The 14591-nt window shown below is 34.9% G+C and carries 18 protein-coding genes; 8 read left to right on the top strand and 10 right to left on the bottom strand.

The window, feature by feature from the left end; translation table 11 throughout:
* Positions 1 to 4: 4 nt before the first annotated feature.
* The 6 genes from GQ45_RS04515 to GQ45_RS04540 all read right to left on the bottom strand — a co-directional run bounded on the left by GQ45_RS04515 (position 5) and on the right by GQ45_RS04540 (position 4826).
* On the bottom strand, positions 5 to 895 hold the full coding sequence (locus GQ45_RS04515) for a DUF4835 family protein (RefSeq protein WP_047415465.1): 891 nt from the start codon (positions 893 to 895) through the stop codon (positions 5 to 7).
* On the bottom strand, positions 888 to 2093 hold the full coding sequence (gene coaBC / locus GQ45_RS04520; RefSeq protein ID WP_047415466.1) for a bifunctional phosphopantothenoylcysteine decarboxylase/phosphopantothenate--cysteine ligase CoaBC: 1206 nt from the start codon (positions 2091 to 2093) through the stop codon (positions 888 to 890). Before coaBC ends, GQ45_RS04515 begins: the two co-directional genes overlap by 8 nt.
* A gap of 2 nt (positions 2094 to 2095) precedes the next feature.
* Positions 2096 to 2431 (bottom strand): DNA-directed RNA polymerase subunit omega, encoded by a 336-nt coding sequence (locus GQ45_RS04525; RefSeq protein WP_197056921.1) that lies wholly within the window; start codon positions 2429 to 2431, stop codon positions 2096 to 2098.
* Positions 2432 to 2444: 13 nt separating this feature from the next.
* Positions 2445 to 3269, bottom strand: coding sequence for an outer membrane protein assembly factor BamD (locus GQ45_RS04530; RefSeq protein ID WP_047415467.1), 825 nt, complete (start codon positions 3267 to 3269; stop codon positions 2445 to 2447).
* Positions 3270 to 3396: 127 nt separating this feature from the next.
* On the bottom strand, positions 3397 to 4287 hold the full coding sequence (gene dapA, locus GQ45_RS04535) for a 4-hydroxy-tetrahydrodipicolinate synthase (RefSeq protein WP_047415468.1): 891 nt from the start codon (positions 4285 to 4287) through the stop codon (positions 3397 to 3399).
* Positions 4288 to 4289: 2 nt separating this feature from the next.
* Positions 4290 to 4826 (bottom strand): hypothetical protein, encoded by a 537-nt coding sequence (locus tag GQ45_RS04540; protein WP_047415469.1) that lies wholly within the window; start codon positions 4824 to 4826, stop codon positions 4290 to 4292.
* Between the two features lie 67 nt (positions 4827 to 4893).
* On the opposite strand from GQ45_RS04540, the gene GQ45_RS04545 reads away from it, so the two are divergent.
* From GQ45_RS04545 to GQ45_RS17975, 5 genes are all read left to right on the top strand, one after another.
* Entirely contained in the window at positions 4894 to 5661 is a 768-nt protein-coding gene (locus tag GQ45_RS04545; RefSeq protein ID WP_047420036.1) for a 5'-nucleotidase C-terminal domain-containing protein, read from the top strand.
* A gap of 2 nt (positions 5662 to 5663) precedes the next feature.
* Positions 5664 to 6572: a bifunctional UDP-sugar hydrolase/5'-nucleotidase gene (locus GQ45_RS04550; protein WP_047415470.1), complete on the top strand. Its 909-nt coding sequence runs from the start codon at positions 5664 to 5666 to the stop codon at positions 6570 to 6572.
* A gap of 8 nt (positions 6573 to 6580) precedes the next feature.
* Positions 6581 to 7033 (top strand): GNAT family N-acetyltransferase, encoded by a 453-nt coding sequence (locus GQ45_RS04555; protein WP_047415471.1) that lies wholly within the window; start codon positions 6581 to 6583, stop codon positions 7031 to 7033.
* A 102-nt stretch (positions 7034 to 7135) separates the two neighbouring features.
* Positions 7136 to 7327: a cold-shock protein gene (locus tag GQ45_RS04560; RefSeq protein WP_047415472.1), complete on the top strand. Its 192-nt coding sequence runs from the start codon at positions 7136 to 7138 to the stop codon at positions 7325 to 7327.
* 452 nt (positions 7328 to 7779) lie between these two features.
* Entirely contained in the window at positions 7780 to 7947 is a 168-nt protein-coding gene (locus GQ45_RS17975; RefSeq protein ID WP_156125347.1) for a lmo0937 family membrane protein, read from the top strand.
* A 72-nt stretch (positions 7948 to 8019) separates the two neighbouring features.
* On the opposite strand, the gene ligA is transcribed toward GQ45_RS17975, so the two are convergent.
* Genes ligA through GQ45_RS04580 form a run of 4 tightly spaced genes read right to left on the bottom strand, consistent with a single transcriptional unit; the run spans position 8020 to position 12025 of the window.
* Positions 8020 to 10023: an NAD-dependent DNA ligase LigA gene (gene ligA, locus GQ45_RS04565; RefSeq protein WP_047415473.1), complete on the bottom strand. Its 2004-nt coding sequence runs from the start codon at positions 10021 to 10023 to the stop codon at positions 8020 to 8022.
* Between the two features lie 47 nt (positions 10024 to 10070).
* Positions 10071 to 10652, bottom strand: a complete 582-nt coding sequence (locus tag GQ45_RS04570; protein ID WP_047415474.1) for a TIGR00730 family Rossman fold protein — start codon at positions 10650 to 10652, stop codon at positions 10071 to 10073.
* A 17-nt stretch (positions 10653 to 10669) separates the two neighbouring features.
* Positions 10670 to 11527: a peptide chain release factor N(5)-glutamine methyltransferase gene (gene prmC, locus GQ45_RS04575; RefSeq protein WP_047415475.1), complete on the bottom strand. Its 858-nt coding sequence runs from the start codon at positions 11525 to 11527 to the stop codon at positions 10670 to 10672.
* A 9-nt stretch (positions 11528 to 11536) separates the two neighbouring features.
* Positions 11537 to 12025, bottom strand: coding sequence for a GNAT family N-acetyltransferase (locus GQ45_RS04580; RefSeq protein ID WP_047415476.1), 489 nt, complete (start codon positions 12023 to 12025; stop codon positions 11537 to 11539).
* A gap of 16 nt (positions 12026 to 12041) precedes the next feature.
* Here GQ45_RS04580 and ribD point away from each other — a divergent pair, with 16 nt between their 5' ends.
* The 3 genes from ribD to GQ45_RS04595 are packed head-to-tail and all read left to right on the top strand — an operon-like array spanning position 12042 to position 14578.
* Positions 12042 to 13118 (top strand): bifunctional diaminohydroxyphosphoribosylaminopyrimidine deaminase/5-amino-6-(5-phosphoribosylamino)uracil reductase RibD, encoded by a 1077-nt coding sequence (ribD, locus tag GQ45_RS04585; RefSeq protein WP_231555152.1) that lies wholly within the window; start codon positions 12042 to 12044, stop codon positions 13116 to 13118.
* Complete coding sequence (locus GQ45_RS04590) at positions 13111 to 13713, top strand: HAD-IA family hydrolase (protein WP_047415477.1); 603 nt, start codon at positions 13111 to 13113, stop codon at positions 13711 to 13713. Before ribD ends, GQ45_RS04590 begins: the two co-directional genes overlap by 8 nt.
* A 1-nt stretch (position 13714) precedes the next feature.
* Positions 13715 to 14578 carry a DMT family transporter gene (locus GQ45_RS04595; RefSeq protein ID WP_047415479.1) on the top strand — a complete coding sequence of 288 codons (864 nt, stop codon included), beginning with the start codon at positions 13715 to 13717 and terminating at the stop codon, positions 14576 to 14578.
* Positions 14579 to 14591: the final 13 nt, after the last annotated feature.

Genomic DNA, 14591 nt, shown 5'->3' on the forward strand with positions numbered 1-14591 from the left:
AATACTAATAGGTAATAGCATTCCAAGTTTTAGAATACAAGGGCGCGATACGGTTTAAAATATCTTTTAACTGTACAACATCTACCTTGGGACCATCTGAAAAAACATTTTGAATTTCTTCTGATTTTGCATCAAAAAAAGTCTGAATTAAAAAGGCATTTGGTCTTCTCTTCACTAAAGTTTCTAGTAGACGCATGCTTCCTGAAATCACTTGTTTTCCTGTGCTGTTATTATCTGCCAGAATATCTAAGCCTTTTCTATGATAATTATACATCACAGCCCTATATTCTTTAAACGTATTCGACATTAAATTATCTACTAATTCGAAACGAGTCCTTTCTTTGGTATCTTGACTCCATCCTGCAGAATTAACACCTTGAGCCTGGGTCACTATATTCTGAGCCTTTCGGTAAAAATCAGTACCTCCCTCTAACTCAAAAGTATCTGCATCAATACCCAACATAATATAGGCATAAAATGCAACAACACTTACTAAATTAGATTCAAAAACATTTTCATTAAATACTAGAGGCTGAAATTCAGTATACTCAAAATTATATTGATTGTCCTTATAATTAAAAACCGGACTTTCATAAGCTGTATTGAAGACTGGTCTAGAGGATTGCAATTGAATGCTTGCTTTGAATCTGTTATTTTGAAATTCAGTTACCGTTATAAACATGCGAACGTTTAGCTTTTCAACTTCTTTGTACGTTCTATTGGTCCATTTTGTTTTATTTACAAAATCATTCAATGACCTTTCTAAAGTATTAAATATTTGTTGGTTCGTCTGGCTTACTTGATCTGAATTTACGGTAACTACAGCATTTATTTCCTGTGCAGTTCCAAAAAATGGCAGTAGTAGGAGAACAAGTAAGTAGAAATACTTAAGCATGCATTCTTTGTATTATCTGATTCAAAATATCCAAAGCTACTTCAGCCTTAGTTTTTAAATCAAACGTTTTAATTAAAGAATTCTTATCTATGAAAGCTATTTTATTAGTTTTTTTACCAAAACCAGCACCAACGTCATTTAAAGAATTAAGAACAATGGCATCTAAATTCTTTTTTTTAAGTTTTCCTATGGCATTTTCTACCTCATTTTCTGATTCTAGGGCAAATCCGACCAAAAACTGTGACTTTTTTAGCTCTCCCATCGCGTATAGAATATCTTTATTCTTAACGAAGTCTATAGACAAGTTGGCTTCACTTTTTTTAATTTTCTGAACTGCCACAGTTTTAGGACGATAATCTGCTACGGCAGCAGCCGCTATGGCGATATCTACAAAGCTGTAGTGCTTATGAACTTCATGGTACATTTCATCAGCCGAAACCACTCGCGTTAGATGAACCAAATCATGTTGAATAGTTAAATGTGAGGGTCCTGAAATTAAAAACACTTCAGCGCCTAAATTTGCAGCTGCCTTGGCCAGCTCAAAACCCATTAAACCTGAAGAATGGTTGCCAATAAACCGAACAGGGTCTATGGCTTCATAGGTGGGTCCAGCTGTAATAAGTACTTTTTTACCACTTAAGGCTAAGCCTTTTACTATATGTTGTTTTATAAAGGCAACAATAGCCTCGGGTTCTGCCATTCTGCCTTCACCATGCAATCCGCTTGCTAGTTCCCCAGAGGTAGCGGGTATCATACTATTTCCAAAAGAAGTTAATTTTTTAAACGATTCTTTTGTGGTAGGGTGATGGTACATATCCAAATCCATCGCTGGTGCAAAAAAAACTGGGCATTTAGCAGATAAGTAGGTAGCCAATAATAAATTATCACAGCTGCCATTTGCCATTTTAGAAAGCGTATTGGCCGTAGCTGGTGCAATAAGCATAAAGTCGGCCCATAAGCCAAGTGCTACGTGGTTATTCCAAGATACACTATGCGCTTCTTCCTTTACAAAAGAGGATAAAACAGGATTTTTCGAAAGTGTAGCGAGCGTTAGGGGCGAAACAAAAGAACTGGCGCTATCCGTTAAAATAATTTTAACATCAGCGCCAGCTTTTACTAATAACCTGACCAAAAAAGTAGTTTTGTAAGCGGCAATACCTCCAGTAATACCTAAAAGAATTTTTTTTCCGCTTAACATATTTACTCTAGATCTTTGGCTGTATTTCTGTGATATATTTTATCTTCTAACCACTCATTTACCGCTAGTGCATGAGCTTTTGGTAGTTTTTCGTAAAATTTTGAAACTTCAATTTGCTCTTTATTTTCGAAAACCTCTTCTAAACTATCGCTGTACGTAGCGAACTCTTCTAGTTTCTCAAGTAACTCTTTTTTGATTTCAGAGTTTATTTGAACAGCTCTTTTAGCAGCTATTGAGATAGCTTCATAAATGTTTCCTGTAGGAGCATCAAATTCATTCTTGTTAATGGTTACTGTAGAAACAGGAGCTTTTGAGTTTTTTAAATCGTTCATATTCATACTATCAATGTTTTTATTTGGAATAATTTTCTAATTCTTTGTTCACTTTTTCCATCAACGCCAAAGCCTGTTTTTCGAACTGGGTTTGTGGAAAGTTCTTTTTCAAAACGTCATAAGATGCCTTTGCATCTGACAAACGCTGTCTCTTTTTTTGTTCAGTACTGTTTAAAGCTAAATTTGTTAAGGCTTTTAATTTGTGAAAAAGCGCATCTTCTTTGTAAAAAGATCCTGGAAAATCAAGCATAAAATTATCTAAGGCTGCTATCGCAGAAATAGAAAATTCTAACTTATAAAACTCCCCTAATTTCGTAAATTGTTTTGCAATCTCAAATGCCTTTTGTTCTTTTTTCTGTGTTAAATCCTGAGCCATTTCGTTGGCCTGAGGTAAGTATTCAGAATTAGGGTAGGCATTTATAAATAATTGAAGCTTCATGAGCGCTTTGTCCGTATCAGTTTGATCTAATGAATACTTAGGAGAAAGTAGATAATAACTTTTAGCGCCTAGAAATGCGGCTTCTTGTGCCTTATCACTTTTGGCATACGATTTTAAAAAACGTTCAAAATAATAGCCTGAATTGTTGTAGTCTTTTATTTGGTAATACGAGTCAGATAAGAAAAACATAACGCGTTCTCCTTGAGGCTTTCCGATATATTGAGGGGATATTTGTTCTAATATAACATTAGCACGTTTAAAGTCTTTGGCTTCGTACAACTTTTCAGCCATATCATACTTCGCTTTAACATCCTCGTTTTTAAGTACTTTTTGATACTCACTGCAGGAGCTCAATACCAATACCAAAACTAATGTACTAAAAAATGGTCGCAATTTTCTAAACATTTTGCAAAATTAAGGATTCTAAATGGATTTAAAAAACATTTTTATTAAGCTAAAGTAAAGCGAATACCTTCGCAAACAACTATTTTAGCGAAGTTTTAACGTTCAAAAGATAAAGTGGCCCTATTTGTTACACTGATACTGAATTTAATGATTTTACAAAAGAAGATAATTTAGCGCTTAAATTGGCACTAGCTTTTACCAAAGGTAACCTCACCTGAGCTGTGCAAATACCTAATAGCTCAAAAATAGCTTTAATTCCAGCAGGGTTACCTTCTTCAAAAATTAAATGCATTCCTTCCTCTAATCGGTGATGAATTTCATAGGCCTCACCTACTTTTCGCGCTAATCCTAAGTTTATCATTTTAGAAAATTCGTTCGGCAAACCTTGACCAATTACAGAAATAACTCCTGCACCTCCAGCTAAGACGGTAGGTAATGCAGTAGCGTCATCGCCAGATATTACTAAAAATTTGGATGGTTTTGCCTCTAAGACTTCTTTTATTTGAAGCATGTTGCCACACGCTTCTTTAATAGCGATAATGTTTTTAAAATCAGTCGCTAAACGCAAGGTCGTTTCTGGTAACATATTACTCCCTGTTCTTCCAGGAACATTATAAATAATGACAGGTTTAGGGGAAGCATTTGAGATCGCTTTAAAATGTTGGTATATCCCCTCTTGTGTAGGCTTGTTGTAGTAAGGCGATACAGATAATATGGCAGCAAATTCCGACAAATCAATAGTTTTTAATGCTTCAACAACTAAGGTTGTATTATTGCCTCCGACTCCTAAAACCAAAGGCAACCTGCCTGCATTCGTTTTAATGACGGTTTCAATCACCTGCTTCTTTTCCGTTTCTGTTAAGGTGGCTGTTTCGGCAGTCGTCCCTAAAACTACTAAATAATCTACGCCACCACTTATGTTGTGCTCCACAACCCGCTCCAAACCAATTAAATCTACCGAAAAATCATTGTGAAACGGCGTAATTAATGCCACTCCTGTACCGTGTAAACTATTCATAGCTATTCTATTTCTTTAAATATTTTTAAATATTTCTTTAACTCCTTCTTGAACAGATCAAAATTAGAAATTGGAGTGTGTAAAATTAAATCATTTAAATTTTTATCAACTTCGCTAAAACCAACGCGTATTCTTGCTTTTGTTTTTAGAGTCATTAATTGTAATAAAATATGATCGTCTGTATAATAATTAATCAACAAATCATACTCCCGATTCATAAACTCTAATGCGTAACTATTTTCAATTTTACCTTTCCAGCCTAAGTCTTTGTCTGAGAAAACAGGCGTTGAATAAGGCGAATTTTTATCATAAAAATTTTTATACCCAATAATCTTCACCGAATTTGGCCTAAGCTTAAACTCCTCAATAAATTTATAAAACAAAGTAGTATCATCAAATTTCTCTAAATCTACGATACACCCTATAGACTTTATTTTATTCCCCTGTACCACATCCTTTGAAGGTTGCTGTAACAATTGTTTAATAAATTTACGTCCAGACTTATGTTTTAATCTTTGTTTTATAGCTTTTAAAAACATGAATTTTTACATTTGTACAAAGGTAAATAATATTCACAGCAATTGTTATACGAAGATAAACACTATTATGATTTTAAAAATTAAACATTTTGTTATATTTATAACAATTTTATTTTTTGTTTCTTGTAAGGAACAAAAACAAAGCCTAAGCGGGATCGTTGGAAAACGGATTTCTGTAACAGATAGTATACCAGAAAGCAAAGAAATCACTGATTTTGTGCTACCGTATAAACAACGAATTGACGAAGTTTTAGATAGTACATTGGCTTACGCATCGGTATACATCTCGAAAACCGATGGCAAACTAAATACCTCAGCAGGAAATTTAATGGCTGACGCCGTATTAGCGCTAGCAAATCCGGTGTTTAAGGCCAGAACTACACATACTATTGATTTTGTACTACTTAATCAGGGTGGTATTCGCAGCCCTATTTCTATAGGAAATGTCTCTGCTAGAACGGGTTACGAAATTATGCCCTTCGAAAACTCTGTTGTTGTCGTGGGTTTAAAAGGAACAGCGATGCGCGAAATGATACGCTATTTAGTAAAAAATAAAACCCCGCATCCTATCGCTGGAATTCAAATAATTCTAAAAAAAGATGATAGTTTAGCTGCTGTTCATATTCAAGGGAAGCCATTTGACGAAGAAAAAATCTACTATGTAGCAACCTCCAATTATTTGGTTACTGGTGGTGATAATATGAGCTTTTTTGAGGATCATGTGTCTTTAACCGAAACCGATTATTTAATAAGAAATATAATGATCGATTATTTTGGCAAGATGGATACCCTTGCTCCTACAATTGACGATAGATTTATACAACTAGAAAACTAAGCATGAACAGAAGAAAATTTTTATCGAATACCACAGCGAGTACAGCATTTGTAGGCTTAGGAGGATTATCGTTAAATTCTTGTCTTAACGCAACCACAAAAAAAATATCCATTCTTCATACCAATGATGTTCATAGCCATATAGACCCATTCCCTAAAAGTGATGCCAATTTCCCAAATTTAGGTGGCTTAGCCAGAAGAGCAACCTTAGTACAGCGGTTAAGGCAGGAGAATCCGAATACCCTATTGTTTGATGCTGGAGATATTTTTCAAGGAACGCCCTATTTTAATTTTTATGGGGGTGAATTAGAGTTTAAATTGATGAGTATGCTAAAGTACGACGCTGCTACTATTGGCAATCACGATTTTGATAACGGAATTGATGGCTTATTTGCGCAATTGCCGCATGCAAGTTTTAAACTTTTGTCTGCAAATTATGACTTTAAAAATACAGTGATGAACGGGTACACCAAACCTTATGAAATTTATACTGTTGATGGCATAAAAATAGGCGTTTATGGACTTGGAATTGCACTGGAAGGCTTGGTGAGTAAAAAATTATTTAAGGAAACTCAGTATTTAAACCCTTTTGAAATAGCACAAAACACGGAGCGAATTTTAAAGGAAGAGGAATACTGTGATTTGGTTATTTGTTTATCGCATTTAGGCTACCAATACAGTTCTGATAAACCAGATGATTTAAAGTTAGCCGCTAAAACAAAATTCACTAACCTTATTATTGGCGGACATACCCATACTTTTTTAGACAAACCAACAGTCGTTAATAACGGCATAGGAACCAAGGTTTTAGTAAATCAAGTAGGATGTTACGGAGTTCATTTGGGTAAAATTGATTTTTATTTTGACAGTGAAAAGAACATCACATCAGAAGGGCTAAGCATTACTATTTAAAAAGATACATGACCTATAGCATCAAAAAAACAAACTACGAGGATGAAGACTTTCAACAGTTAACGAAGGCTTTAGACGAAGATTTACGTGTAAAAGACGGAGATGAACACGCATTTTACAATCAATTCAATAGTCTTGAAGGCCTTTCGCAGGTCATTGTGGTGTATAAAAATAAAAAAGCAATTGGCTGTGGTGCATTTAAAAATTATGACTTAAATACCGCTGAAATAAAAAGAATGTATGTGATACCAGAATATCAAGGTAAAGGAATTGGGTCTACTATTTTAAATGAATTAGAAAATTGCGCGAAATTGCAAAATTTCAGCTTTTGCATATTAGAAACAGGAATTCGCCAACCTGACGCTATTGCCTTATATCAAAAAAACAACTATCAAATTATTGAGAATTATGGACAATATAAAGGGATGCAAAATAGTATCTGTTTTAAAAAAGAATTGTAATTTTCTTATTTAAAGTAAATTAACTGGTCCAGTATAGTGTTTATTCTAAATTTTGGCATCATCTTTGCACTTTAAAATACTATTAATATTTAATTTTTTAACATGAGTAAAGGAACAGTAAAATTCTTCAATGACACTAAAGGTTTTGGTTTTATCACTGAAGATGGAGTAGACAAAGATCATTTTGTACACATTTCTGGATTAATCGATGAAATTCGCGAAGGCGATGAAGTTGAGTTTGATTTAGAAGAAGGTAAAAAAGGTTTAAATGCAGTAAATGTAAAAGTACTATAATATATACTTTCTAAATTTTACAAAATCCCATTCGATTTACGAATGGGATTTTTTTTATCATAAATCTACTACTATTTCTTTCAATTCTTCTACTAAGCTATCTTTACGAAAAGGCGTATTAAGCTTTTAATACCCACAGCTGGTATTAAAAAATCACCAATTTTTTTTCTGTGAAAGCAGGCTTATTTTACTAGCCGTTCGCTTATGCTATGCTTGTGCACGAGCAAAGACGGGCTTATCTCCTTTTGCTGCAAAGCATATGCCATGCTGCGAAAATGTCTATTCTTGACTGGGCTCTTTATTTTTTAGAGCGATTTAAAAGTTTTGATAATTTTTAAGTGAATTCGTAGGATTTGAGTAGCCCATTTCAATTGGGTTATTTATTTATTTAATAAGAGCATCCTTTAAGAGTAATACCCCCTACTTTTACTATAACCAATAAATTAAATATCATGAGAAGTCTTCTTTGGCTTGTAGCCGTAATTTGCATTGTAATTTGGCTTTTAGGAATGTTAAACATTATCCCTGGAATGGGTACTAACAGTTTAATTCACATTCTAATTGTAATCGCAGTAATCGTAATTCTTTACAATATTATTTCTGGTAGGAAGCCAATTTAAAAAATTACCTAAAAAAGGAGTTATTGTTAAAACAATATAAGTGTTCGTTTCAAAACAAATAACTCCTTTTCATTACCTAGGACCTATCATAGCTAAAAAATCATCTTCTGATATAATGGCTACACCAAGGTTTTCAGCTTTTGTTCGCTTGCTGGGCCCCATATTGTCACCAGCCACTAAATAGGTGGTTTTCGATGAAACGGAAGAACCCACTTTACCTCCATTATCCTCTATCAACTTTTTCAAATCATCGCGACTCACATTTTCGAACACACCAGAAATAACAAAAGTTTGTCCTTTTAAATCTTCGGTTTGATTTTCTAATTTTTCTGCGGATAATTCAAACTGAACGCCAAAGCTCTTTAAATCTTGAATAATCCTTTGATTGAGGTCGTTCTTAAAAAATTCAACCACACTGTGCGCAATGCGCTCTCCTATTTCATCGACTTGTACTAACTCTTCAATATTGGCTACCATTAAAGCGTCAATATTTTTATAGGCCTTGGCTAGTTTTTTAGCTACTGTTTCGCCAACAAACCTTATTCCCAATGCAAAAAGCACTCTTTCAAAAGGAATAGTAACGGATGCTTTAACTCCTGAAACTAAATTTTCCGCAGACTTTTCTGCCATACGATCTAAAGGCATCACATCTTCTTTTGATAACCTATATAAATCTGCATAATTACGAATCAAGCCTTCTTTAAAAAGTAATTCTACTGTTTCGCCGCCCATGCCTTCAATATCCATCGCTTTACGAGAGATAAAATGTTGAATACGTCCTGTAATTTGAGGTGGACAACCATAATAGTTAGGACAATAGTGCTTAGCATCACCCTCGCTACGTTCTAATAAGGTGTTGCATTCAGGACACCGTTGAATATATATCGTGGGTTTTGAGTCTGTAGGTCGCTTGCTAAAGTCAACCCCTATTATTTTCGGAATTATTTCTCCTCCTTTTTCTACAAAAACTGTATCACGTTCGCGTATGTCAAACTTTTCAATCTGATCTGCATTGTGCAATGAAGCTCTTTTTACCGTTGTGCCAGCCAATAAGACAGGAGCTAAATTTGCTACTGGGGTAATAGCACCTGTTCTGCCTACCTGATAAGTAATTTCATGCAAGACCGTCGAGACCTGTTCTGCTTTAAATTTGTAGGCCATGGCCCAACGTGGTGACTTAGACGTATAGCCTAACTCTTCTTGATGCTGCAGGTTATTTACCTTGATGACCACACCATCCGTTTCATAGGGCAACTCATGCCGATGACTATCCCAATAGGCTACGAAAGCCATAACCTCTTCAATTGATTTACAAAGTTTAGCCACCGTTGGCACTTTAAAACCCCATTCCCTTGCCTTTTCTAACATTTGAAATTGCGAGGTAATTCCTGTTTGCATGCCTACAATACCATATAACAAGCAGTCTAAAGGACGGCGTGCTACTTGAGCACTATCTTGTAACTTTAGGCTTCCAGAAGCTGTATTTCTAGGATTCATATACGGCTCATCTCCATTTTCTATGCGCTCTGCATTCATTTTTGCAAAGCCCTCAAATGGCAAAACAATCTCCCCTCGAATGTCGAACTTCTGAGGATAATCGCCCTTTAATTGTAAGGGAATTGACTTTATAGTTTTAATATTAGTGGTTACATTATCGCCTTGAAAACCATCTCCACGAGTTAAAGCCTGAGTTAATTTCCCGTCTTCATAGCTAATACTTATAGACGCCCCGTCATATTTTAATTCGCAAGTAAACTCAACAAGTACATCACCCAGAACACGTTGAATTCGCTTTTCCCAATCTTCTAAATCATCTTTGGAATAACTATTATCCAAAGAATACATGCGGCTTTCGTGTACTACAGTATCAAAATTTTTAGTGATGGCGCCTCCTACTCGAAGCGAAGGCGAACTCGCATCATAAAATTCAGGGTGTTGTGCTTCTAAATCCTGCAATTCTTTGAGTTGCATGTCAAAATCGTAATCTGAAATTGTCGGTGTATCTAACACATAATACCTATGGTTATGTGCCCGAAGGGTATTTCTTAGCTCCTCAATTTTATCTTTGATATTCATGTACTAATTTGGTTAATCGTATTGGTATTACTCGAGGCTAGCTCTTATTAAAGTTGCTCTTTTTGTAGCCATTTTATAATTTTAGGTGGCGCATAGCCTTCCATTTTTTGTAATAAATCAGGAATGGTACTACTTACTAAAATCATTTCAAAATTTTCTTTTTTCACGAAACCTTTATTCACCATACTTTGAAGCATTTTTAATAAATCGTCGTAAAAGCCATTCGTATTTAAAATACCTATCGGATATTGATGCAAGCCTAATTGACCCCAAGTCAGCATCTCAAAAAACTCTTCTAGGGTTCCAAAACCACCTGGCAACATAATAATTCCGTCAGAGAGTTCATGCATTTTTAGCTTACGTTCATGCATGTTTTGAGTACTAATAAGCTCCGTAAGGGAGGTATGATACACTTCCCTTTTTTTTAAGAATTCAGGAATAACTCCTACAACCTTTCCTCCAGCATCTAAGGCACCCTGGGCTACTTGACCCATGATTCCAATTTTTGCACCACCATAAACAGTCGTGATTCGTTGCTCGGCTAAAGTTCTGCCCAGCATATAGGCTTGGTTCGCAAATTCAGGCTCATTACCAGTGCTACTTCCACAGAAAACTACAATACTTTTCATTTACCCAATTTTATTACCTAATTATCTAAAAAAACGCCTTTCAAAAATCGATCATTCCCAAAAATATCTTTTCGCATTTCAATTTCGGAAAAAAAACTATTTTCTAAAAGTGAATGCGTTTCTTTTCCCAAATATTGATTTATTTCAAAATATAAAGCACCGTCAGCAATAAGGATATCGCGAGCTAATTCTATGATTTTTTTATAAAATAGCAATGGATCGTGATCGGCGACAAACAAGGCAAGTTCAGGCTCGTTTTCTAAAACATTCTTTTTCATGTCAAGCTTCTCCAACATCCTAACATAAGGCGGGTTCGATACCATAATATCAAATTTACCCTCAAAGCTTGGTGTCTTTAAAATATCAGCATGTATGAAATTAATGTCCACCTCATGATACCTTGCATTTTCTTTGGCCAGCGCCAAAGCGTTTTCAGAAACTTCTACGGCATAGACTTGGGCCATTGGTAGATTTTTAGCCAATGAAATGGCAATACATCCGCTTCCAGTGCCAATGTCAAGAATTTTTAAAGGCGATGCTTGCGTAGACACATCATCCAAAATCCATTGCACTAATTCTTCTGTTTCCGGCCTTGGAATAAGCACATTTTTATTGACCATAAAACTTAAGTCCATAAAATAAGCCCTTCCAAGAATATATTGAATTGGAATTTCTAGCTTTAATTGGCTCAACGCCTTAAACAACAAAGACTCTTCTTCTTTAGTAATGATGAGCTCAGGTTGTAGTGCCAAAATGAACCGTTCTAAACCCAAATAATGTTCAATCGATATATAAAAAAAACTTCGTACCTCTTCTTCGCCATATAGGGCATCTAATTCAGCATGAAATATTTTTTTTATTTCTTTTAAAAGCATCGTATTTCTTTAAAGCACTTTTAACATCCAAACAGGACACGAATAATGCCCTGTATTTCCCATAGGTGCCTCTAAATATTCAAAGCCTGATTTTACGTATAATTTTTGGGCAGCTTTCATATAAGGCATTGTTTCTAAATATACTTTTTCAAACTTATATTGTGCTGCTTTTTCAAGGCAAATATTCATCATTCTAGCACCAATTCCTTGTCCTCTTGCCGCTTCTAAAAAGTACATTTTTTGCAACTCGCATACATCTGTTCCTTCATAGTTTTCTAGCGGAGCAATACCTGCACAACCTAAGATGACATCATTTTCAACCACTACAAAATAGCTCGATCTTGGAGCTGTGTAATTTTCGAACATACAATCTAATGCTTTATCGGCGTATGCCGTACCCACTTTTGGAACACCTAAATCGACCAAAACTTTACGAATAACTTTAGCCACCTGTTCATTGTCTTTTTGCTCTATTTCTCGAATGCTTATACTTGTCATATTTTCTTAAACCGATATGTATTTAATATCCTATTTTTGCGGGGTGAAGATACATGAATTTTATATTTTACGCTGCATTCAAATTGCTAAAAACGGATTAGGAACTACCGCACCGAACCCAATGGTTGGGGCTGTAATCGTCTATAACAATAGTATTATTGGAGAAGGGTTTACTAGTACCTATGGAGGCTCACACGCAGAAGTAAATGCAATTAATTCGGTCAAAGACAAATCTTTACTGAAAAAATCTACGCTTTATGTCACTTTAGAACCTTGTGCTCATTTTGGAAAAACACCACCTTGTGCTGATTTAATAGTACAAAGTGAAATTCCGATTGTAATTATCGGACTTTTAGATCCGTATGATGAAGTTGCAGGTAAAGGCATTGAAAAATTAAAAAACGCAGGATGCACGGTAATTACTGGTGTTTTAGAAGAAGAATGTCGAGAACACCACAAGCGATTTTTGACTTTTCAAGAAAAAAAAAGACCTTATATTGTTTTAAAATGGGCTGAAACAGAAGACGGATTTATAGCTCCAGACAAAAAATACAGAAAAAACACAGAGCCTTTTTGGATTACTAATGACTATTCAAAGCAATTAGTACATAAATGGCGTACAGAAGAACAATCAATTTTGGTGGGAACGACTACTGTTTTAGAAGACAACCCTCAACTAAATGCCAGACTTTGGAACGGCAAAAACCCCATACGAATTGTACTTGATAAATCCTTAAAAATTGATTCTTCGTTCCATGTCTTAGACGGCAGCATTAGAACTATGGTTTTTACAGCGGAAAAAGATACGAAAGCATACATTACTGGAGTTGAATACCATCAAATAGATTTCTCAAAAAATGTAGCTTCTCAAGTTTGTGAAAAACTATATCAAGAGAAGATTTTAAGTGTTTTTATAGAAGGAGGAACGAAAACTATACAATCCTTTATTGATGAAAATTTATGGGATGAAGCACGGATATTTACAGGACCTAAAAGGTTTCATTCTGGAACTAGAGCACCACAAATAAAAGGGCGGGTCAACTCAAAAATAAGCCTAGAAAAAGATCAACTAACACTATTATTCAATGCTTAAAAATATAGTTTTTGACTTTGGGGATATTTTCATTAACCTAGACAAACCTGCAGTCTTTAAAGCGCTTGGTAATTTTGGAGGCACTCAACTAAGTCCCGAATTATTCAAATTAGCCAAAAACTATGAAATGGGACTAATAAGTTCTACTGATTTCGTCAAGGCGCTCCAAGAACTATTTCCTACAGCTACAGCCGAAGAAATAATTGCTGCATGGAATTCAATTTTACTTGATTTTCCTATCGAAAGACTTGAGTTTATTGAGCAAATGGCAGCGGACAAAAAATATCGATTATTTTTATTAAGCAATACCAATGAGCTTCATATAACGGCAGTTATCAAATCTATGGGGATCCTAAATTTTAACCGGTTTAAAGCCTGTTTTGAACAGTTTTACTTATCGCACGAAATTAATTTAAGAAAACCCGACCTCCCAATTTACGAATATGTACTTTCCCAGAATCAATTAAAAGCTGAAGAAACACTGTTTATAGACGATATGTTAGAAAACACATTAGCAGCTGAAACTATAGGTATCAAAACATGGAATTTAATCGTAGGCAAAGAAGATATTGTTCAATTAGCATCAAAATTATAGTATGATTAATTTAGGTTTAAGTATTCTTTTTTCTAGCTTAATATTTGTTATTTTTAAACTCTTTTCGACCTATAAAGTCAATACCTTTTATGCGATAGTCACCAATTATTTTACAGCGTGCTTGGTAGGCTTGTTTTTTTATAAAGGCGATGTTTTAATGGCAAGCATACCTGGAAAATCGTGGTTTATAGGCACTCTTTTTTTAGGTGTTTTATTTATTCTTGTTTTCAATTTAATGGCGACAACGGCGCAAAAAGTTGGAGTTTCGGTAGCTTCGGTAGCCACAAAAATGTCTTTAGTAATACCAGTGCTTTTTGGAGTTTTTTGGTATGGCGAAACACTCTCCTATTTTCAGATTTTGGGCGTTCTTTTAGCACTAGTTGCTGTGTATTTTGCCTCCATAAAGGCTAAAAACATAAACCTGCCTAAAACATCACTCTTACTACCCGTATCGGTTTTTATAGGCTCAGGAATTATCGATTCTAGTATAAAATACCTTCAAGAAATTCACGTAGAAGAAACAGAATACCCTTTATTTTCAGCAGTGATATTTGCAGCTGCTGCAGTCGTTGGTGTAGCTATAATAGCTTTAAAAAGTATAAAAAATGGACTAAAAATTAGCCCTAAAGATATTTTAGGCGGAATAGCCTTGGGGGTTCCCAACTATTTTTCTATTTATTATCTTTTAAAAGCCTTACAGAGTGAAACCTTGAACAGCGCTTCGGTTTTTACAATAAACAACGTAGCCATAGTCATGTTTTCCACTTTGCTTGGTATTAGCTTATTCAAAGAAAAACTTAGCCTTAAAAACTGGATGGGTATAGGATTAGCGGTAATCAGTATTATTTTAATAGCCCTATTTTAATAGCACCTTTGTC

Source organism: Cellulophaga sp. Hel_I_12 (assembly GCF_000799565.1).
In the GTDB taxonomy this organism is placed as follows: Bacteria; Bacteroidota; Bacteroidia; order Flavobacteriales; family Flavobacteriaceae; genus Cellulophaga.